This window comes from Lancefieldella rimae ATCC 49626 (assembly GCF_000174015.1).
Lineage (GTDB): Bacteria > Actinomycetota > Coriobacteriia > Coriobacteriales > Atopobiaceae > Lancefieldella > Lancefieldella rimae.
In genome coordinates, this window is sequence record NZ_ACFE01000002.1 from 217,554 (window position 1) to 237,731 (window position 20,178).

The 20,178-nt window shown below is 50.6% G+C and carries 17 protein-coding genes and 1 tRNA gene; 13 read left to right on the forward strand and 5 right to left on the reverse strand.

What is annotated here, in order from left to right:
• Window positions 1–526 precede the first annotated feature (526 nt).
• The 6 genes from ATORI0001_RS03755 to ATORI0001_RS03780 all read left to right on the forward strand — a co-directional run bounded on the left by ATORI0001_RS03755 (window position 527) and on the right by ATORI0001_RS03780 (window position 6,818).
• Window positions 527–1,663: a 2-aminoethylphosphonate aminotransferase gene (locus ATORI0001_RS03755; RefSeq protein ID WP_003148898.1), complete on the forward strand. Its 1,137-nt coding sequence runs from the start codon at window positions 527–529 to the stop codon at window positions 1,661–1,663.
• A 37-nt stretch (window positions 1,664–1,700) separates the two neighbouring features.
• Window positions 1,701–2,996, forward strand: coding sequence for a phosphoenolpyruvate mutase (gene aepX, locus ATORI0001_RS03760; protein ID WP_003149587.1), 1,296 nt, complete (start codon window positions 1,701–1,703; stop codon window positions 2,994–2,996).
• Between the two features lie 9 nt (window positions 2,997–3,005).
• Window positions 3,006–3,746 (forward strand): NTP transferase domain-containing protein, encoded by a 741-nt coding sequence (locus ATORI0001_RS03765; RefSeq protein ID WP_003149358.1) that lies wholly within the window; start codon window positions 3,006–3,008, stop codon window positions 3,744–3,746.
• A 19-nt stretch (window positions 3,747–3,765) separates the two neighbouring features.
• Entirely contained in the window at window positions 3,766–4,887 is a 1,122-nt protein-coding gene (gene aepY, locus ATORI0001_RS03770) for a phosphonopyruvate decarboxylase (protein WP_003149099.1), read from the forward strand.
• Between the two features lie 32 nt (window positions 4,888–4,919).
• Window positions 4,920–5,432 (forward strand): DUF5067 domain-containing protein, encoded by a 513-nt coding sequence (locus ATORI0001_RS03775; RefSeq protein ID WP_003148987.1) that lies wholly within the window; start codon window positions 4,920–4,922, stop codon window positions 5,430–5,432.
• A 63-nt stretch (window positions 5,433–5,495) separates the two neighbouring features.
• On the forward strand, window positions 5,496–6,818 hold the full coding sequence (locus tag ATORI0001_RS03780; protein ID WP_003149235.1) for a DNA recombination protein RmuC: 1,323 nt from the start codon (window positions 5,496–5,498) through the stop codon (window positions 6,816–6,818).
• Window positions 6,819–6,861: 43 nt separating this feature from the next.
• Here the strand turns inward: ATORI0001_RS03780 and ATORI0001_RS03785 are convergent.
• The 3 genes from ATORI0001_RS03785 to ATORI0001_RS03795 all read right to left on the reverse strand — a co-directional run bounded on the left by ATORI0001_RS03785 (window position 6,862) and on the right by ATORI0001_RS03795 (window position 9,291).
• A tRNA-Glu gene (locus ATORI0001_RS03785) sits at window positions 6,862–6,936 on the reverse strand.
• A gap of 49 nt (window positions 6,937–6,985) precedes the next feature.
• A complete protein-coding gene (locus ATORI0001_RS03790) occupies window positions 6,986–7,990 on the reverse strand; it encodes a tetratricopeptide repeat protein (protein ID WP_003149426.1) in 1,005 nt (334 codons plus the stop codon).
• Entirely contained in the window at window positions 7,987–9,291 is a 1,305-nt protein-coding gene (locus ATORI0001_RS03795) for a tetratricopeptide repeat protein (protein WP_003148943.1), read from the reverse strand. Before ATORI0001_RS03795 ends, ATORI0001_RS03790 begins: the two co-directional genes overlap by 4 nt.
• A 92-nt stretch (window positions 9,292–9,383) precedes the next feature.
• Between ATORI0001_RS03795 and ATORI0001_RS03800 the strand changes: the two genes are divergently transcribed.
• The gene (locus ATORI0001_RS03800; protein ID WP_040324502.1) at window positions 9,384–10,598 is read left to right on the forward strand and encodes an iron-containing alcohol dehydrogenase; all 1,215 of its coding nucleotides are present in this window, start codon (window positions 9,384–9,386) and stop codon (window positions 10,596–10,598) included.
• A 323-nt stretch (window positions 10,599–10,921) separates the two neighbouring features.
• On the forward strand, window positions 10,922–11,563 hold the full coding sequence (deoC, locus tag ATORI0001_RS03805; protein WP_003149451.1) for a deoxyribose-phosphate aldolase: 642 nt from the start codon (window positions 10,922–10,924) through the stop codon (window positions 11,561–11,563).
• A 209-nt stretch (window positions 11,564–11,772) separates the two neighbouring features.
• Here the strand turns inward: deoC and ATORI0001_RS03810 are convergent, their stop codons facing one another.
• The gene (locus tag ATORI0001_RS03810; protein ID WP_040324553.1) at window positions 11,773–12,708 is read right to left on the reverse strand and encodes a pseudouridine-5'-phosphate glycosidase; all 936 of its coding nucleotides are present in this window, start codon (window positions 12,706–12,708) and stop codon (window positions 11,773–11,775) included.
• A gap of 24 nt (window positions 12,709–12,732) precedes the next feature.
• The gene (locus ATORI0001_RS03815) at window positions 12,733–13,815 is read right to left on the reverse strand and encodes a PfkB family carbohydrate kinase (protein ID WP_003149162.1); all 1,083 of its coding nucleotides are present in this window, start codon (window positions 13,813–13,815) and stop codon (window positions 12,733–12,735) included.
• A 326-nt stretch (window positions 13,816–14,141) separates the two neighbouring features.
• Here ATORI0001_RS03815 and ATORI0001_RS03820 point away from each other — a divergent pair, with 326 nt between their 5' ends.
• The 5 genes from ATORI0001_RS03820 to ATORI0001_RS03840 all read left to right on the forward strand — a co-directional run bounded on the left by ATORI0001_RS03820 (window position 14,142) and on the right by ATORI0001_RS03840 (window position 20,178).
• The gene (locus ATORI0001_RS03820; protein ID WP_003149606.1) at window positions 14,142–15,332 is read left to right on the forward strand and encodes a phosphopentomutase; all 1,191 of its coding nucleotides are present in this window, start codon (window positions 14,142–14,144) and stop codon (window positions 15,330–15,332) included.
• Window positions 15,333–16,058 (forward strand): purine-nucleoside phosphorylase, encoded by a 726-nt coding sequence (gene deoD / locus ATORI0001_RS03825; protein WP_003148928.1) that lies wholly within the window; start codon window positions 15,333–15,335, stop codon window positions 16,056–16,058.
• A gap of 179 nt (window positions 16,059–16,237) precedes the next feature.
• Window positions 16,238–17,329 carry a BMP family ABC transporter substrate-binding protein gene (locus ATORI0001_RS03830; RefSeq protein WP_003149133.1) on the forward strand — a complete coding sequence of 364 codons (1,092 nt, stop codon included), beginning with the start codon at window positions 16,238–16,240 and terminating at the stop codon, window positions 17,327–17,329.
• Window positions 17,330–17,458: 129 nt separating this feature from the next.
• Window positions 17,459–18,988 carry an ABC transporter ATP-binding protein gene (locus ATORI0001_RS03835; protein ID WP_003149644.1) on the forward strand — a complete coding sequence of 510 codons (1,530 nt, stop codon included), beginning with the start codon at window positions 17,459–17,461 and terminating at the stop codon, window positions 18,986–18,988.
• Window positions 18,985–20,178: an ABC transporter permease gene (locus ATORI0001_RS03840; RefSeq protein ID WP_003149103.1), complete on the forward strand. Its 1,194-nt coding sequence runs from the start codon at window positions 18,985–18,987 to the stop codon at window positions 20,176–20,178. Before ATORI0001_RS03835 ends, ATORI0001_RS03840 begins: the two co-directional genes overlap by 4 nt.

The window sequence follows — 20,178 nt, forward strand, 5'->3', positions numbered from 1 at the left end:
GGATGACAAACGTACCCTTGTACGCAGTTCATTGTCTTGCTGCTTTGCGTCCATAGGCTCTACTTGGAAGGAGCATCACTATCTGAGCCGGGCAACCCCTCACCTGTGATGCACTTTTCCGCACCTGTGATGTACTTTAATGTATCGAAAAGAGCAGTTTTCTCGCCAAATGTGCATCACAGCCTAGGATTTTGGAGCAGAAATGTACATCACAGCTTTCAGAATCTACCCCACAGGTTTACACCGCTTGGATGGGAGCCTTCTCGTACACGCGCGATTCTCACTGTCCATATAGGAATCAAAGTGTGAACTATCTCGTTGCATTTATGCAGGTAATTCAATATCAGATATTGCTACAATACGCTTTGGTGAGAAGATCGATACGATTGATAGAGTCACGATGAGTCCTCGGCTCTGAGGGGCATTACTATACTGAGCTGGGGAATTATCCCTTACGCTCAGATGGCATGAAAGTGTGCGTGCTATCATAGACAACATATCATTCCGCACCATTTGGAGGAATCTCATGCAAGAAAGCGTAAAGAGAAACGTTCTGCTTAATCCCGGTCCATCTACGACGACTGATTCGGTCAAGTATGCACAGGTTGTTCCCGATATCTGTCCGCGTGAGAAAGAATTTGCGTCCATTATGGCACCGATGCGCGATGATCTGGTGCGGATTGTGCACGGAGATCCCAAAGAATATACGGCAGTGCTGTTCTGCGGTTCAGGAACCATTTGTATTGATGTTGTTTTGAACTCGCTGCTTGCAGAGGGCAAAAAGGCGCTTGTTGTGAATAACGGTTCTTATAGCCAGCGTGCCTGCGATGTACTCACGGCGTACCACATGCCGTTTGTTGAGGTGAAGCAGCCGGTTGATACTACGCCTGACCTCGACGTTATTGAAGCAGTGCTTAAAGATAATCCTGATGTGGGATATGTGTATATGACCTTCCATGAGACGGGCTCAGGTCTTTTGAATCCTGTCCGCGAGGTAGGCGCGCTTGCGCACAAGTACGGTGCGTTCTTTATTACGGATTCTACCTCGGCGTATGCGATGATTCCCATTAACGTGTACGAGGACAACATCGACTTTTGCATGGCGTCGGCGCAAAAGGGAATTCAGGCCATGACGGGCTTGTCGTATGTTATTGGCCGTCGCGACATCGTTGAAGCTTCTAAAGACTTCCCCGTACGGTCGTATTATTGCAATTTGTATCTGCAGTACGAATACTTTGAGACTACCGGTGAGATGCACTTTACACCTCCCGTTCAGACCATTTATGCGGCACGTCAGGGAATCAAAGAGTACTTTGAAGAAGGCGAGTCTGCAAAGTGGGCTCGTCATCAGCGTGTGATGGCTGCCATCAGGCAAGGTATTGACCGTTTGGGCTTGAAAGAGGCTTTGAAGCGAGAAGTGCAGTCAGGTTTGGTGGCTGCGGTGCGTTACCCCGATGATCCTGCCTGGGACTTTGAGAAGGTTCACGACTATTGCTATGAGCGAGGGTTTACCATCTATCCCGGTAAGATGCAAGGAGCCGGCACGTTTAGACTCTGTGCTCTTGGCGCTCTCGACGAAGAAGACATCGTTGCGTTTTGGGAAGTCTTTGAGCAGGCGCTTGTCGCAATCGGCGTTTCTGCACCGGTAACCTATACAGAGTAGAGCACGTCAGAATAGAGCACGTTCTAAAGGAGTTGTTATGCCAGTTGTCTATACCGCCCTTGGTACCGACGTTATTCATGAGGGGCATCTGAACATTCTCAAGTGCGCGCAAGAATACGGAACCGTGGTTGTAGGAGCCTTGAGTGACAAAGCTCTCATTCGATACAGTCGGTTTCCGACGGTTTCCCAAGAAGAACGCGTTAAGCTCTACGAGTCCCTTGAAGGTGTGAGTCGCGTCATTATCCAGGATGACTATCTTTACGACGACGTGATTGCAACACTCAAGCCCGATTACGTAGTACATGGCGACAACTGGCAAAACGGTCCCGAACGCGCCATCCGTAACAACATTGAGGGGCTTCTCGCCACATACGGCGGAACGCTCATAGAGGTGCCATATACCAGAAGCGAGCAGGCGCGCAAAGTTGACCAGCAGCTCCGTGAGAAACTGGCCATGCCGGAATACCGCCGCCGTCGCTTGAGGCAGCTTTTGGCCATTTCACCGACGGTTAAGGTCATTGAGGCTCACGACGGACTTACCGGCCTTATTGCCGAGAAGACCGTTGTGGATCACAACGGTCGCCTTGATCAGTTTGACGGCATGTGGGTCAGCTCGCTTTGCGACAGTACGGAGCGCGGCAAGCCCGACATTGAGCTTGTGGATATGTCCGCCCGCCTGCGTACCGTTGACGACATTATGGAAGTCACCACCAAACCCATCATTCTTGACGGGGATACCGGAGGCTTGACGGAACACTTTGTCTACAACGTGCGTACGCTGGAGCGCATGGGCGTTTCTGCCGTCATTATTGAGGATAAGACCGGCCTTAAGAAGAATTCCCTGTTCGGCACTGAGGTTAAACAAACGCAGGCACCCATTGAGGATTTTTGCGCAAAGATTTCCGCAGGTAAAAAAGTTCAACTGACCGATGACTTTATGATTATCGCGCGCATCGAGAGCCTCATTCTTGAGCGCGGTATGGAGGACGCCCTTACCAGAGCATTTGCCTTTAGAGACGCCGGCGCCGACGGCATTATGATTCACAGTCGCAAAAAAGATCCTGCCGAGATTTATGAGTTCTGTGATCGTTTCCGCGAGAAAGACGCCACAACGCCGATTGTTGTTGTACCCACGTCGTTTAACGGCGCAACGGAGGAAGAGCTTGCGTCTCATGGCATCAACATCGTTATCTACGCCAACCAGCTGATTCGCGCAGCGTTTCCCGCCATGCAAGAGACGGCTCGCGGTATCCTGAGGGCACACCGCGCACTTGAGGTTGACGAGCAGCTCCTTCCGTTTAAGGACATCATCCGCCTTATTGACGAGCTGTAGGTGACGGGAATGGCTTGTGTAAAAGGTTCAAATGCCGAGAAGACCAATGCGATTATAATGGCGGCGGGATTGGGAACGCGCATGGCACCTCTCACCAAAACCACACCTAAGCCGTTGATTTCGGTCAACGGAACGCCGATGATTGAAACGGTCATCAATGCGCTGGTTACGGCCGGCGTTGAGAGGATCTCTGTGGTTGTCGGGTATCTCAAAGAGCAGTTTTGCTATCTTGAGGAGCGCTATCCGGCCGTAGTGCTTGTTGAGAACACGGAGTATTTGGAGAAGAATAACATCTCATCAATATATGCCGCCGTTGACGTTCTTGAGCAGGGGGCTACGTTTATTTGCGAGGCTGACCTGGTTATTTCAGATGAGCATATTTTCCAACCACGGCCTTCTCGGTCGTGCTATTTTGGCCGTAAGTTTTCCGGCCATACGGGCGACTGGGTGTTTGACCTTGACGATTCGGGAAAGATTGTCCGAATCGGCAAAGGCGGCAGCGATACGTATGCCATGGTGGGACTGTCGTACTTCTCGGCACCGGATGCAAAGCGTTTGGCACGGTTTATGCATGATGCCTACAAAGAGACCGGCCACGAGCAGCTCTTTTGGGATGATGTGGTGAATAACCATATTGCCGAATTAGATCTTTCAATTCACCCCGTTGAGGCACAGCAAATTGCGGAGCTTGATAGCGTTGCGGAATTGGCGGCGTTTGACCATGGCTACGTATATCTTTTGAGGAGTTAGATTTAGAGGAGTTAGATTTATGCAGGTAAAAACATTTGTCGATACGCTTGGCGCTGATTTTTATACCGGTGTACCGGACTCCCAGCTTAAAGCGCTGTGCAATTACCTTATGAGCGTGTATGGCATTGATTCCGCGCATCACATTATTGCCGCCAATGAGGGAAACTGTACGGCTCTTGCCGCCGGATATTACTTGGCAACCGGTAAGGTTCCGGTGGTTTACCTGCAGAATAGTGGAGAGGGCAATATTATCAATCCTGTGGCTTCTCTTCTGAACGAGAAGGTCTATGCCATTCCGATGATATTTGTCGTTGGCTGGCGTGGAGAGCCGGGCGTTCATGACGAACCCCAGCATATCTATCAGGGAGAAGTAACGCTGCGCTTGCTTGAGGATATGGGGATTCGCTCCTTTGTGGTGAGCCCGGAGACAACTGCAGACGACCTGACGGCTGCTATGAGGGAGTTCCGCGAGCTGCTTAAGCAGGGGCATGACGTAGCATTTGTCATCAGAAAAGGCGCGCTGACCTTTGACGGTACGGTTGCGTACAAAAACAACAACGCAATGGTGCGAGAGGATATCGTGAGCCATATTGCGTGTGCTGCCGGAGATGATCCCATCGTGTCAACGACCGGCAAGGCAAGTCGAGAGCTCTTTGAGATCCGCGAAGCTGCCGGTCAGAATCATGAGCGTGATTTTTTGACCGTGGGCTCCATGGGGCATGCGTCTTCCATTGCTCTGGGAGTGGCGCTGAACAAGCCGGAGCAAAAAGTGTGGTGCATTGACGGTGACGGTGCCGCTCTCATGCACATGGGGGCTATGGCAGTCATCGGTGCGCAAAAGCCTGCCAACCTCGTGCACATTGTCATCAATAATGCCGCTCACGAGACGGTTGGCGGTATGCCAACGGTTGCCGGTACGGCTGATTTGGTGGGCGTTGCCAAGGCCTGCGGATATCTCCATGCAGTACGGGTGAATACCTTTGAAGATTTAGACGCTGAGCTCACAAAGGCACGTGGGCGAGAAGAGCTGACGTTCATTGAAGTGCCTTGCTCTATTGGATCTCGCGATGATCTGGGACGTCCCACAACGACCGCTCTTGAAAACAAGCAGAATTTTATGAGGTATCTAAAGACGTTATAAGTCATCGACAATCTGTGAAAGGAACGATTTTTATGAAATTGAGTCGTCGTGAATTTACATACATTTCAGGTCTAAGCTTATGTTCCTTTCTTTTGGGTGGATGTAAAGCGTCTGAGCCTGAGGAAAAACCAAGTGAAAATAAAGACGAAAAAGTAGAAGAGCAATCAGAAAAGAAGACGCAAGAACGGGATTTTCCTTACAAAGCGACAGTTAATGGAGCTGAGGTAATTACAGATGAACTTGACAGGAGACTCTTGTCGGTGAGTATTTCTTTTACAAATAACTCAGATGAGGCTAGTAGTTTTATGAGCACTTACTATCTTGAAGCATTCCAAGATAGTAAGGAAATTTCCTATTCGATACCCTATTTTAAAGATCATACTGATTCAACTATGATGGATCGCGTTAAACCTGGTCGTACGATTGAGGTTAAAGTTTATTTTGAGTTGAAGTCATCGTCTGATGTAGAAGTTGAGCTTCATTACGGAAATTCAGATAAATACGGTAATAAGGCACTTTTTGAGGCAACATATCCAGTAGCTTAGCTGCTACATGATTATTAAATCTATGATGCCAGATAAACAGATCAAATCGGAGTTGGTGCAATTATGCAAACAGATACATTAATTTTGATCGTAGCTGCCGGAGCTGCTCTTGTCGCTGCTATTTTTGCAGGTATGTCATGGAGCCGCACAAAAGACATTTCAGGTTCAGAGGTGGCCATCAATCAAAAAATCGACTCTGAGATGAGGCACACAAGAGAGCAATCGCAGGTGGCGGTTGACGGGCTTGACCGACGCCTTGTTACTATGACCAACAAGGTGGATAGTCTGGAGCGCGCAATGGCCGACTTTCAGGCGAAGACATCAAAGGAGCTTGGAGACGTTCGCGTGGCCCAAGAAAAGGGTCGTGCCGATATGCAGGCCGGCATTAGTACTACGCTGAAGGGCGTTCAGGACAGCGTTTCTCAGCAGCTTATTGCCATTCGACAAGATAACGGAAAGAGTCTTGAGCAGATTCGTGCCACGGTTGACGATAAGCTCCAAAAGACCTTAAACGACCGTATCAGCAAGTCGTTTGAGATGGTGAACAATCAGCTCGACGCCGTTTCCAAAGGCCTAGGAGAGATGCGCGGGATGGCGGAAAGTGTCGGCGACCTGCGAAAAGTTCTTTCAAACGTTAAGACCAGAGGTATCGTGGGCGAAGTCCAGCTTGGAGCAATTCTTGAGGAAGTACTTTCTCCCGAGCAATATGATACCAACGTTGCCACCGTTCCTGACAGCTCAAACAGGGTTGAGTTTGCCGTCAAGATTCCCGGTAAAGACGATGAGTTTGTGTATCTGCCCATTGATGCAAAGTTTCCCGGTGAAACCTATGGGCGCTTGGAAGATGCAAAAGACACAGGAGATGCCGCGTCCGTTGAGACTGCTTGGAAAGAGCTTGAGACCCGCCTAAAGAGCGAGGCAAAAGATATTCACGAGAAGTACGTTGCTCCGCCGGCCACTACCTCGTTTGCTATTCTGTTCCTTCCGTTTGAGGGCCTGTATGCCGAGGTGGTCAATCGCACGGGACTGGTTGAGCAGATCCAGCGCGAATGGCACGTTAACGTCGCGGGGCCATCTACTGTGGCAGCGCTGCTCAACGCCGTGCAAATGGGCTTTCAGACCGTGGCAATCCAAAAGCGGGCAGACGAGATACAGAAGGTACTTTCTGCAGTTAAAGCAGAGCTTCCCAAGTACCGCAGGGAGCTTGAGAAGGCACAAAAGCAGCTTAGCACGGCTTCAAAGACCATCGACGGACTTGTTGGCACGCGTACGCGAGCAATGGAGCGTACTCTCAAGGGTGTGACGGCAATAGGCTCATTGAGTGAAGCCGACGAACTTCTCGGCATTGACGATGATGGCGATGAAGTTGAGTCCAAAGACGAATAAAACAAAGCCGTCGGGCGTGTGACCGGCGGCTTTTATCGTCATATGGTGCCCCCAGCGAGAATCGAACTCGCATTGCCGCCTTGAAAGGGCGATGTCCTAACCTTTAGACGATGGGGACGCAAAGAAAGAGTATAGCAAACGTAAGCCTCAATCGGGAGCAATTTTATTTATTCATCCAAATCAAATCCATTTGCAGCGGCGTATGCATCGGATGCAGCGGCAAATTCCGGGATGTTACCTGCCCATTCAACAAAATCTGGAACGTCAACAATGACAGGCTCTGCTTCATGAATGGCGAGAAGTGCTTCGTTAAAACTGCCGGTTTTTACTTCCGGCCTATCGGGGATGTATATATCAACAAAGGTGGGGTGAAGAAGGGCAAACGCTCCGCCCTCAGTGTTCATCTGGTAGCTCTTGAGCGCTCTTCTCGCGGAGCTGATACGTGAGAGCTTAAAGAGTAGGATGGCGCGGGCAAGCTCAATCCATGCATTGCTGTGGTGGTTGAATCTGTCGTCAAGCCTGTTGAGCGCTACCTCATCTTCAAGGCGCGCATACGTGAGAGCCAGCGTAAAGCGAGCTCCGACTGCATCAGAGGGAGATTCTTCCAAAAGTTGCTCGCAGGTCGTGGCGGCAAGCTTGAATCGAGCGGTGTCCGCATACGTCCGGCCAATTGCTGCCTGTAGTCGTAATCGAGGCCGCACAAAGACATCGGTCCACATGTCGTGGGGGACTGTTTCGAGGGTCTTTGAGTCTTCAAGATTGGTAGTACGTTTTGCCTCTTTTTCCGCCTGGTTTTGGATTGCGAGCAGTGCCTGGAGCAGGCTTTCGGGGTCTGATGCATGAACGAGTGCATTCATACGTAAAAGATCGGTGTTTTCACCGTACTTTTTGCGAATGTTTTCGAGTGCATGCAAAAACGTCTGGAGCCGCGTGATGCGAGCCTGCACGAACTCCTCATCGGTATAGGAATCGTCATTGAGCTGGGAGTCTTGGTATCGCTTAACCGCTTGCGCAAGGTGATACATGGGAAGCTCATCGGTTTCGGAAGCATAGGACTTGAGGTCGGATTGAACCGCCAAAAGAAGCTCTTCATAGGCAGCATCTGACATTGAGCCGATAGCAGCGTGTCGTTTGAGAGCGCATCTCTGAACCAGTTCCTCGGTGAGATTCATGAAAGACCCCCTCCGCCCTTTTCGAAGGTAAGACCGTCTCCAAAATCAAAACCATTTCCGAAATCAAAACCTTCTCCGAAGTCCGTTATGTCGCGCAAATCGTCTATGGTATGCAAAAAGTCTGCTTGAAAGTCTTTAATGCGTGCGGGATAGCGTCGCTCAATCTCGCCGCCAAGCCAGCGTCCAAAAATGCCGCGACCTGTGAAATCATTGCCTTCCTGCAAGAGAACGGCTGCCTCAGAGACCGCAAGAATCAACTCATCCTCCGAATATGGCTCGACATTCAGTCGGGCGTACTCACCCTCCGGGAGCTCCCGTTGCATAAAGAGCGTAAGTGCACCGGTTTTGTAGCGTGCAAGCAGTTTGTCTAGCAGGTCATTTGCACACTCACGGTTGTTTGTTTTAAACGCAAGTGCCATCCGCGCCAGCATCATCCACGCATCATCCGGAGGTCGGGGAGGGAAAACGGTTGCATACTGTTTTTCCAACTTTGCTAAACCATCGGCATCCTCAAGTTTTGCATACGCAAGTGCAAGCGTAAAACGAATGTCGCCAAAGTCGGTTGGATCAAGCGAGAAGAGCTTCTGACCATAGGAAATGGCGGCCTTATTGCGACCTGAAATAAGCGCCCTGGTTGCAAGAGCTGCAAGCCAGCGATAATAGGGGCGCATTGCGAGCTCAACGACAGCCTCCGCGAACTCTTCGGAGACACCCTTTGTGGCGGCAGTGCCCTTTTCGATACAGATCTGATGGACTTCCTCCTCTTGTTCAACGAGGTATTGGAAGTGATCCTCAAGTGCAGTACAAGCCATTGCTTGATGCATGCGGAGCGCGTCAAAGCAATGGGGGTCGAGCTCACAGGCACGCTCAAGGAGCTTTTGGCCGTCGAGTACAAGAGGCTTGCCCTCCGATTCATTTACAGTTGGCAGAAGATAGTCGATCTTCTCGACAGCTTGTGCCATAAGGTGAAACGCCCGGTCTTCATCCGTGGCTATCAGTGTGTCAGGATTGTCTGAGAAGTGCGCAACATAGGAGTTGAACTGCTGAGGATTGGGCGGTTCGATAGCGCCTGTCTCTATCAAATGATGGATAAACAGGCGATCAAAGTCTTCCTTTTTTGGATCGAACGCCAAAGGCTCTCCTGTCGGTTGCAACTGTTTCGGATCAAGCGTCAGGCCATTTCTATTTAAGATCGTGTTGGCAAGACCATACCGGCGGCATTGTTTGCATACCGTTGGCGTATTAACGTTATCAGTTTTTGCATATTTGTGATAGATTACGGAATGGTGTCTTGTATACATAAACGAGAAATTGTGTACAAAAAACGAGGAACTGAGTCCTCGTTTGTCCGCTATATATGGGATATGGTGGAAAAATAGAGAGAGGAAATGATATGGGACGTTTTACGAACCCGCGCGACCTGTACTTCGGTGAGGGCGCACGCCACGAGGTCAAGAACCTTGCAGGCAAGAGGGCAATTATCGTCTCCGGTGGCAGCTCGATGCGTCGTGGCGGCTTCCTGGATGACGTCGAGAACGACCTGAAGTCCGCAGGCTTTGAGGTTGCTCACATTGAGGGCGTCGAGTCTGACCCGTCCGTTGAGACGGTTATGAAGGGCGCTGCTCAGATGTCTGAGTTCCAGCCTGACTGGATTATTGCTATCGGCGGTGGCTCACCAATCGATGCCGCGAAGGCAATGTGGATCAAGTATGAGTATCCTGAGACAACCTTTGAGGATATGTGCAAGGTCTTTGGTCTTCCTGAGCTCCGCACCAAGGCTCACTTCTGCGCAATTTCCTCTACTTCTGGCACCGCAACCGAGGTCACGGCCTTCTCGATTATTACCGATTACCAGAAGGGCGTTAAGTACCCAATCGCTGACTTCCAGATTACCCCTGACGTTGCCATCGTTGACCCTGAGCTCACCTATGGCATGCCTGTGAAGCTCGTTGCTCATACCGGTATGGACGCACTGACCCATGCTATTGAGGCCTACGTCTCCACTGCAGCTTCCATGTTTACCGATGCAGACGCCCTGCACGCAATTCGCGAGATTGTCGAGTGGCTTCCAAAGTCCTACAAGGGCGACAAAGAGGCACGTCAGCACATGCATGAAGCACAGTGCATCGCCGGTATTGCATTCTCCTCAGGCCTTTTGGGCATCGTTCACTCCATGGCTCACAAGACCGGCGCCGCATTTTCCGGCGGACATATCATCCATGGTTGCGCCAATGCCATGTATCTTGGCAAGGTTATCCAGTTCAACGCTCGCGATGCCCGCGCTAAGACTCGTTATGCTTACATTGCCAAGGAGATTTTGCATCTTGAGGGCGAGACCGAGGACGAGCTCGTAGCTGCATTGGTTCAGAAGATTCGCGACATCAACGATTCTCTGGACGTTCCACAGGGCATCAAGAATTACGGTGAGGGCGGCACTAAGTCCGAGACCTCTATCATTGATGAGAAGGAGTTCTTCGAGAAGGCTCCCGAGGTTGCACGCCTTGCTATCGAGGACGCTTGCACCCTTTCCAACCCGCGTAAGCCTACGCAGGAAGAGATGGAGCAGCTGCTCAAGTGCGTCTACTATGACCTGCCTGTTGAGTTCTAAGATTCATTCATTTGAATGATGTAGATGCTGGCCCGGGTCGCGTTGTGCGGCCCGGGCTTTTTGATATAAAACGTTTTCCGTAAACGGCCAAAAAGATTCGTTCGCCGAAGAGTTAGCTGCTTTTTGCCTGCGAGACGTACAATATATGTTTGTGTTTGTAAGGCACAGTGTTTATGCATTATGTTGGATACGCCGAGAAAACGAGGATACGACTTCGTAATGTCACTGAGCGCGTTGAGGTGCAGCACGGCTAGACACAACGCAACGAGGCCAATCAAGATCTAGGTAAGGTGTACATCAAAGTCGTACGTACAGGAGGAAACATGGAGCTCAATGGTCTTATCGATCACACAAATCTCAAGCAAAATGCAACAGCTGAGGACATCAAGAAACTTTGCGCAGAGGCTCGCGAGTACCACTTTAAGACGGTGGCAATAAATAGCTGCTGGACAACACTTGCCCACAAGGAGCTTGAAGGGTCCGGTGTTGGCATCACAACGTGTATCGGCTTTCCTTTGGGAGCCTGCTCAACAGCGGCAAAGGTAGCGGAAGCCAAGCAGGCCGTTGTGGACAAGACAACCGAGATTGACATGGTCATTAACGGCGGTCACCTCGTTGCCGGCGACGACGACTATGTTATCGCCGACATAAAAGCCGTTGTTGAAGCTGCTGGTACCATTCCCGTTAAGGTCATTCTTGAGTGCTGCCTTTTGAATGACGAGCAGATCGTGCGTGCCTGTAAGGATTGTCTTGCAGCCGGCGCTGCATTCGTAAAGACAAGTACGGGATTTAGCACAGGCGGTGCAACCGTCCATGACGTTCAACTTATGCGCGAGACCGTAGGCAACGCGTGTCAGGTGAAGGCTGCCGGCGGTATTCATACCAAAGACGAGGCGCTTGCAATGGTTGAGGCCGGAGCCGATCGCCTTGGTGTTTCAAGTGGTATTGCAATCGTTTCTGAGTAGCTTCTGAGTAAGGTTTCGCCAAAAACCACTGTTTCACCTTAGGTTTAAGACAAGATAAAAACACCGTCACCCACAAGGGTGACGGTGTTTTGTCCTATACGTGGATATTTTTCGGGACGCTATGCAGAACTTTGTACAGAACCATATCTCAGACCTTCTCGCTATGTAGATCTCCGTCTGCACAGATTTTGCATTGATCCCTGCCGTTATTACGCCTGCTTAAGCTTGCAAAGCTCAGCTGCGGTCTTTGCACCAAGGGCAACATTGTTGAAGACGAGCTGGATGTTTGCTTCAAGTGAATCGTTGCCGGTGATCTCGGCAACTTTTGCCAAGAGGAACGGGGTTGTTTCTTTGCCGTGGATGCCCTGTGCGGCTGCGTCCGTAAGTGCTTGCTCTATAGCGGCATCAATGACGGTCTTGTCCATCGAATATTCTTCGGGAATGGGATTTCCTACCAGCATTCCGCCGGTAAGCCCCAGCTCACGCTTGACGTGGAAAATCTCAGCCAGCTCACGCGGCGAGTCAGCCCTGCGATCAACGCCAAAGCCACTCTTTCGCGTATAGAATGCAGGAAGTTCATTGGTCTGGTATCCAAGAACGGGGACGCCCTTGGTCTCAAGATATTCAAGCGTTAATCCAAGGTCAAGAATGGATTTCGCACCAGCGCAGATAACCATAACGGGAGTCTGTGCAAGCTCTTCCAGGTCTGCGGAGATGTCCATCGTTGTTTCCGCTCCACGATGAACGCCTCCGACGCCGCCGGTGGCAAAAACATCGATACCGGCCATATGGGCAATAATCATGGTAGTGGTAACGGTTGTTGCTCCGTCGCCCTTCTCGGCGACAATAACCGGTAAGTCACGACGGCTTACCTTGGCAACCTCGCGCCCCTTCTTGCCCAGATAGTCAATCTCATCCGCAGAAAGCCCGGCGCGCAGACGTCCATTGATGATTGCGATTGTTGCGGGCACGGCACCGTTGTCGCGAATGATCTGCTCAACCTTGAGCGCGGTTTCCACGTTTTGCGGGTATGGCATTCCGTGAGAAATAATGGTTGACTCAAGCGCAACGACCGGCTTATGAGCGGCAAGCGCCTCGGCTACTTCAGGAGAGATTTCGAGAAATTCATTTATGGTTTCATTCATTTTTGGTGTGTCCATCCTATCGTCTTAATTTTTAATGCGGTGCAGTACGGCAGAACTGGTGAGTGCCGAATTGATAGTAGAAGTGCTTTCCGTTGCAATTTCAGCTGCAGCCAGGCCAATGCAACCCGTGCGCTTAAGTGAAGCTTTTTTGGTAAATGCCCATGCAATTCCGGCAACCATGGCATCTCCGGCTCCGGTCATGTTAACGACCTTCGTCTCATGAAGCGGAAGCTTGAAGGCTTCGTTTGCGTCGGCGCAATAAAGTCCCTCGGAGCCGAGAGAAATAAAGACGCGCTTAAGGCCTGTATCAAGGAGTTCCTTGGCTGCGCGCTCAAGAGATGCGTCATCGTGAATGGTAACTCCAGAAAGCAATTCAGCCTCAAGACGGTTGGGCTTCAGCGTATGGAAACGACCAATAAGGTGGCGGATTTTCTTGGCTTTTGTGGTGGAGACAGGATCGCAAATGATGGGAGCACTGACGTGATCAGCGAGATAGCGGAGCGTTTCCTGGGGCAGGTTTGTATCGATTACAACTGCGGCGGCATGGTCGATAAGATCCATGCGCTCCTCCATGCGCTCAGGTGTGAGGTACCTATAGATGTCCATATCTGCGATGGCAAGCTGCATCTCACCATGCTCATTCATGATAAAGAGGTACGTAGACGTGGGCTCGCCGGGAATGGTCATCGAAGGATCAATGTCGACATGAACAGCGCAGCAGCCGTCTTTGAGTTCCTGAGCGTTTGCGTCTTGTCCGAATGCGGTAAGAAGACGGACCTTACTGCCGAGAAGGGCAAGGTTATGGGCAATGTTTCTACCAACGCCACCGGCGGACATTCGTACCGTGCCGGGGTTTGAGTCAGAAGCGATGAGCTTTCCATCAGGACTTCCGGCAATATCCATATTGGCAGCACCGATTACCATGACATAAGGGCTATCACACAAGATATAACGACGTCCGAGGACGGCTCCCTTACTGGTGAGATTGCTGATGTGCACGGATACCGATGAGCGAGAAATGCCTGCTCGTTCGGCAATTTCTTTCTGGGTAATGGAAGGCTGCTCTTTAATCCAGTTGAAGATCTGCTGTTCTCTTTCTGTAAGCATACTATGATATCGCTTTCTTCTAGTCTGAACAAAATCTACATGATTTAGTGTACTGCAAGAATGCCGGTTTTATATAGAAAAATTAAGACAAATAGCGATTTCTTCTTCTCTCATCTTGAAAATCTTCGATGCGTGCGTGTTGTTGATTTCTATTTCGGTAGTAAGCAATTGCTTACTACCGTTTGCAGAATTAATTAAACGGTGACCGGTAAACCAAGCATGTCTGAGCCCAAGAGAAAAAAGAGTGTAATAAAATATAGTCTTGTACATTTGTGTGGTTGCTTTTGGATTTGTCCAAGGAAGCATCTGCAGAACAGGAGGTATCTATGGCAAAACGTGTGTTTGTCGTTGTACTTGATAGTTTTGGTATTGGAGAAGAGCCTGACGCTCCCGCATATGGAGATGAAGGCAGCAATACGCTGTGCGCCTGTGGCACAAGTCCTTGCTTGCATATTCCTCATATGACAGAGCTTGGTCTTCTGAATATTGATGGCGCGCTTGACTCGGTGTATAAAACAAATTTGACCCCTATCGAGCACCCCACCGGTGCGTTTGCGCGTATGCAAGAGCGCTCGGCAGGCAAAGACACAACGGTAGGACATTGGGAGATGGCAGGTGTTATATCACCCGAGCGTTTTCCAACGTACCCCGAGGGCTTTCCAAAAGAAATCATCGAGGAGTTTGAGCGGCAGACCGGACGCAAGGTTCTTTGCAATAAGCCCTATTCGGGAACTGAAGTCATAAAAGACTTCGGTAAAGAGATGGTCGATACCGGAGCTCTTATCGTCTATACCTCGGCCGATTCTGTGTTCCAAATTGCCGCTCACGAGGACGTTGTCCCCGTTGAGACGCTCTATGAGTATTGTCGCATTGCACGCAAGATTCTTCAGGGTAAGCATGGCGTTGCTCGCGTGATTGCTCGTCCGTTTGAGGGTGAGTGGCCATATGCACGCACGTCTCGCCGCCATGATTTCTCACTTGAACCAACAGGCACCACCATGTTGGATCAGCTGAAGGACCACGGTTTTGACGTGCTTTCCATCGGTAAGATTTACGACATCTTTGCGCATCGCGGAACCACCGATCACGTATTTACCTCAGGTAACCCTGAGGGTATTGAAAAAACCATTGAGGCAACGCATAAAGATTTCCACGGTCTGTGTTTCACCAATCTGGTGGATACGGACATGATTTATGGTCACCGCAATGATGTGGACGGATACGCAAAGGCGCTTTCGTATTTTGACGAGAAGCTCCCTGAGATTATGGCAGGTCTTGGCGAGGATGATTTGCTTATGATTACCGCCGACCACGGCTGTGATCCCGTAACGCCTTCGACCGATCATTCGCGTGAGTATGTGCCATGGCTGATATGTGGTCCACGGGTGAAGGCTGGTGCAAACCTGCACACGCTCCCCACATTTGCCGATCTTGCGGAGACGGTCCTCGCGTATCTTGGCGCTCCTCAGCTGGGCGTGGGCACGTCTCATGTTTCTGAAATCTTGAAGGAGGATTAAATGTCTGCAACTCCCACCCCGCATAACGCGGCCGTTGAAGGCCAGATTGCAAAGACCGTGCTTATGCCGGGAGACCCACTTCGCGCAAAGCTGCTTGCCGAGAAGTATCTCGAGAATGTTGAGCAGTTCAATATCGTGCGCAATATGTTTGGATATACCGGTACGTATCAGGGTCATCCTATTTCCGTTATGGGCTCGGGTATGGGCATGCCTTCCATCGGTATCTACTCATACGAGCTCTTCAATTTCTATGATGTTGACAACATCATTCGCATTGGTTCTGCCGGCGGCTTAGCCGATGGCGTTAAGCTGCGCGACATCGTGGTAGGCATGGGCGCCTGCACCGATTCAAACTACGCGGCTCAGTTCAACCTGCCGGGAACGTATGCGCCAATCGCTGATTACGATTTGCTTCGCCGGGCGGTGAGCGGTGCAGAGAAACTCGGATATCCGGTGCGCGTGGGCAATGTTCTTTCCAGTGATACGTTCTACGGTGCGGATGAAACGGCTCTTTCCCGCTGGGCATCCATGGGTGTACTTGCGGTTGAGATGGAATCCGCAGCACTCTATCTCAATGCTGTGCATGCAAAGAAGCATGCGCTGTGCCTTTTGACCATATCAGACCTTCCGCTGGCAGGAGAGTCCCTTTCGGCTGAAGAACGTCAGACAAGCTTTACACAGATGATGGAAGTGGCGCTTTCACTTGCCCTTCCCGAATCGCAGTAAGTTTTCAACGAGAATCACCGTATGCCCCAAGGTATTTGGAAAAAAGTGCTTCTCGCCGTGTAGTTTAAACCATGTGAAGGATGCTTTTAAGGCAACTTCTCAGGTGATAGTAAAGGGGAAATGGTCCCCTTTAAGAGATCCCGGCACATGCGGGGATGGACAAAGGTAAGGAGAGTCCGATGAGCAATTCTGTTTCACGTCGTGGCTTTGTCGCTGGTGCTGCCGGTGCCGGTGCAATGGCTGTTCTTGCAGGTCTTACGGCTTGCGGCGGCTCAAAGAAAGACGACACCAAGAAGGATGCAGGCGACGACAGCAAGGCTACGACCAAGGCAAAGCTTGAGATGGTTACCGATACCGGCGGTGTCAATGACCAGTCATTCAACCAGCTTGCATGGGAAGGTATGCAGCAGCTTCAGAAAGAAGAGGGTTGGGACGTCAGCTATCTTGAGTCAAAGCAGGAGTCTGACTACGCTACCAACCTTGACAAGGCTGTTGACGATAAGTCCCAGCTTGTTTGGGGTGTAGGCTTTGCCATGGCAGACGCTATTGTCGAGGCTGCAAAGAAGAACTCCGACGTTCAGTTTGCCATTATCGACTACGGCAACAACGACGGCTCAATTTCCAACCTTACGGGTGTTACCTTCCGCGCTCAGGAGCCTTCATTCCTCGTTGGTTACATTGCAGCTCGCACCACTAAGACGGGTAAGGTCGGCTTTGTTGGCGGCCAGACATCTGACATCATCGATCAGTTTGAGTATGGCTACAGGGCCGGTGTTCTCTTTGCAAACAAAGAGCAGAGCCTGAACGTTGAGATTCAGTCCCAGTATGCCGAATCCTTCACCGATGCAGCAAAGGGCAAGTCCATCGCCGCAAAGATGTTCTCCGACGGCTGCGACGTTGTCTTCCACGCTGCCGGCGGTGTTGGTACCGGTGTTATCGAAGCCGCTAAGGATGCAGGTAAGTTTGCCATTGGCGTTGACAAGGATCAGGCGTATCTGGCACCCGAGAACGTCCTTACCTCTGCACTTAAGAAGGTTAACGTGGCCGTTGTTGACGTCTCCAAGAAGATTCTGAAAGACGGAGACAAGGGCGGCAAGACCGTTGAGCTGGGCTTTACTGATGACGCTGTCGGTATTCCTGAGGATCACAAGCTCATGGGCGATGAGGTCTACAAGGGTGCCATGGAAGCAGCCGACAAGATTAAGGCCGGCTCAATTGTGCCTCCTGCCAATAAGGACGATCTTGCAAAATACGAGAAGAGCCTCGCATAAGGCGAGTAAGTATGTGGTGAGAGGCACCTAAGGCTTACGGCTTCTCACTTCGTGTAGTGAATGGTTTTACAGCCAAGGGGCCCTTTTGGGTCCCTTGGTGGTAAAGCGTGAGGGAAAAGGAGGTGGCTCGTGGAAGCTAACTCGGAATATGCCGTCCAAATGCATGGCATTACGAAAGTGTTTGGCACGTTCAAGGCGCTTGATGGCGTTGACTTGGATGTACGTAAACAATCCGTCCATGCCATCCTGGGTGAAAACGGCGCAGGTAAGAGTACCTTGATGAACGTGCTCTACGGCCTCTATTCTGCGGACGAGGGAGAAGTCTTCCTCAATGGCAAGCATGTAGACATCTCAAATCCAAATGATGCCATTGCACAGGGTATTGGCATGGTTCATCAGCACTTTATGCTGGTTGATAACTTTACGGTAACCGAGAATATCGTACTCGGCGATGAGGTCACGTCATTTGCGGGAGTTCTCGATCCAAAGAAGGCACGTGAGAAGGTTCTTGAGATCGTTAACGAGTACGGTTTTGACGTTGATCCGGATGCAAAGATTGAAGACATCACGGTTGGTATGCAGCAGCGTGTTGAGATTCTAAAAGCGCTCTACCGTGGTGCCGATACGCTGATTCTTGATGAGCCAACTGCGGTGCTGACTCCGCAAGAGATTGAGAAGCTCATTCAGATCATGCGAGATTTGGTGAGCAAAGGCAAAACCATCATTATTATTACGCACAAGCTGAAAGAGATTATGTCTTCGGCGGACGAGTGCACCATTATTCGTCGCGGTAAATACATGGGCACCGTTGACGTTTCAAAGACCAATGAAACGGAACTGGCGAATAAGATGGTCGGCCGCAATGTTAATTTGCACGTTGACAAGAAGCCCGCAAAGCCGGGGGAGGTACTGCTTTCCATCCGTGATCTTCACGTAAAGGATGAGCGTGGTATCGAGCAGGTCAACGGCCTTAATTTGGAAGTTCGCGCCGGTGAGATTGTAGGTCTTGCTGGTATTGACGGCAACGGTCAGCGTGAGCTTGCCGATGCCATAAACGCTCTAGTAAAACCCGAGTCGGGCACCATTGCCATCCGCGGTGAAGAAATACAGGCTACAACGCCGCGCAATGTTATCAACCATTCGGTAGCAACAATCCCTTCGGATCGTCAGCGCTGGGGCTTGGTGCTGCCCTTCTCGGTAGCTGAAAATATGGTGCTTGAACGTCATGGCGAAGAGCGGTTTGGCAAAGGAATTTCTTTGGATTACGCCAAGGTGAATGAGTTTGCCAAAGAGCTTGTTGAAGAGTTTGACATTAGGCCGGCAGGTTGTTTTGATCACGCTGCAGGAGGTCTTTCCGGAGGCAATCAGCAGAAGGTTATTATTGCGCGTGAGGTGTCCGGTGAACCTGATGTACTCATTGCCATTCAGCCAACACGAGGCCTTGACGTGGGCGCCATCGAGTTTGTTCACAAGGCGCTTATTCGCGAGCGTGACCGCGGTGCAGCCATTTTGCTCATCTCGCTTGAACTTGATGAGGTTATGGACGTGTCGGATCGCATCGCCGTTATTTATGCGGGTCAGATTGTCGGAGAGTTTGAACAAGGTGCTATCACTGAGGAGCAGGCAGGCCTCCTCATGGCGGGAGGTGGTGCAGAGTGACTACTCTCACCAAAATAATGAGGAAGCCTATTACCTCAGCAATTGTGGCCATTTTATTTGGCTTCTTTGTGGCGACCATTGTTCTTGCGTCTGCAGGCTATGATCCGATTGAAGCTTTTGGTGCGCTTATCGACGGAATGATCGGTAAGCCAAAGTACATCGCAAACGTTATCATCAAGGCAACTCCGCTGCTCTTTACCGGTGTGGCTGTCGCCTTTGCATTTCGCGTGGGTCTGTTTAACATCGGTGCCGAGGGTCAATATGTTTTTGGTACCGTTTTTGCCACAATCGTAGGCGTTCTTCTCGACCTTCCGCCGGTATTACAGATTCCCGTAGTACTTTTGGTTGGTATGCTTGCAGGAGCTGCTGCAGGTGCACTTGTGGGCTGGTTGAAAGCCAAATTTGGTATTCATGAGGTTATTACCAGCATCATGCTTAACTGGATCAGCCTTTACTTCAACAACTTTGTGGTGAACTCAGAGGCATTCCATAAGGCCAATTCCACCAAATCGCTTCCCATTAACCCATCCGGCTACACGATGCTCTTTACGGACATGAAATCAAGCTCGGATGGTCTTGCGGCGCTCAAAGACATTCCGGTAGTGGGAGATGCCATAGCGCGAACCGATGCCAACGTTGGTATTATCGTCGCCATAATCGCAGCTATTTTTATCGGATGGCTGCTCATGCGCACAAAAGTTGGCTATGAGATGCGCGCCGTTGGCTTTAACCGCGATGCCGCTCAGTTTACCGGTATCAACGTTAAGCGCAATTTGGTGCTTTGTATGGCCATCTCCGGAGCGCTGTGCGGTGTTGCGGGCGCTCTGAATATCACAGGCCTGAACCCGCATAGCATTTCAGTGCTTGCGGCATTTGAAAATTACGGCTTTAACGGTCTGTCCGTTGCGTTTATTGCAGGTTGTTCGCCGGTTGGCTGCATCCCGGCATCTCTGCTCTTTGCAGGTCTTTTGTACGGAGGACAGTCGGTACAGCAGGTTGTGGGTGCTCCGTCCGAAATCATCAGTATTATCATCGGCACCATCGTCTTCTTTATGGCACTTGGCGGCGTCATTCCGATGCTTGCCGAGTATCTTGACCGTCGCCGTGCTAAACAGGCAAAGCTTGCCGAAGGAACCGTTGGGGTCAATGCGGCAACCAATGATTCGGCTCAGGGGAAGGAGGCGAAGTAG

Bases quoted from the DNA above. Each gene is read 5' to 3' on its own strand.
- ATORI0001_RS03780 (WP_003149235.1), top strand. From the start codon at position 5,496: ATGCAAACAGATACATTAATTTTGATCGTAGCTGCCGGAGCTGCTCTT.
- ATORI0001_RS03775 (WP_003148987.1), top strand. From the start codon at position 4,920: ATGAAATTGAGTCGTCGTGAATTTACATACATTTCAGGTCTAAGCTTA.
- ATORI0001_RS03800 (WP_040324502.1), top strand. From the start codon at position 9,384: ATGGGACGTTTTACGAACCCGCGCGACCTGTACTTCGGTGAGGGCGCA.
- ATORI0001_RS03755 (WP_003148898.1), top strand. From the start codon at position 527: ATGCAAGAAAGCGTAAAGAGAAACGTTCTGCTTAATCCCGGTCCATCT.
- ATORI0001_RS03810 (WP_040324553.1), bottom strand. From the start codon at position 12,708: ATGAATGAAACCATAAATGAATTTCTCGAAATCTCTCCTGAAGTAGCC.
- ATORI0001_RS03765 (WP_003149358.1), top strand. From the start codon at position 3,006: ATGGCTTGTGTAAAAGGTTCAAATGCCGAGAAGACCAATGCGATTATA.
- ATORI0001_RS03815 (WP_003149162.1), bottom strand. From the start codon at position 13,815: ATGCTTACAGAAAGAGAACAGCAGATCTTCAACTGGATTAAAGAGCAG.
- ATORI0001_RS03820 (WP_003149606.1), top strand. From the start codon at position 14,142: ATGGCAAAACGTGTGTTTGTCGTTGTACTTGATAGTTTTGGTATTGGA.
- aepX (WP_003149587.1), top strand. From the start codon at position 1,701: ATGCCAGTTGTCTATACCGCCCTTGGTACCGACGTTATTCATGAGGGG.
- ATORI0001_RS03830 (WP_003149133.1), top strand. From the start codon at position 16,238: ATGAGCAATTCTGTTTCACGTCGTGGCTTTGTCGCTGGTGCTGCCGGT.
- deoD (WP_003148928.1), top strand. From the start codon at position 15,333: ATGTCTGCAACTCCCACCCCGCATAACGCGGCCGTTGAAGGCCAGATT.
- ATORI0001_RS03795 (WP_003148943.1), bottom strand. From the start codon at position 9,291: ATGTATACAAGACACCATTCCGTAATCTATCACAAATATGCAAAAACT.
- deoC (WP_003149451.1), top strand. From the start codon at position 10,922: ATGGAGCTCAATGGTCTTATCGATCACACAAATCTCAAGCAAAATGCA.
- aepY (WP_003149099.1), top strand. From the start codon at position 3,766: ATGCAGGTAAAAACATTTGTCGATACGCTTGGCGCTGATTTTTATACC.
- ATORI0001_RS03790 (WP_003149426.1), bottom strand. From the start codon at position 7,990: ATGAATCTCACCGAGGAACTGGTTCAGAGATGCGCTCTCAAACGACAC.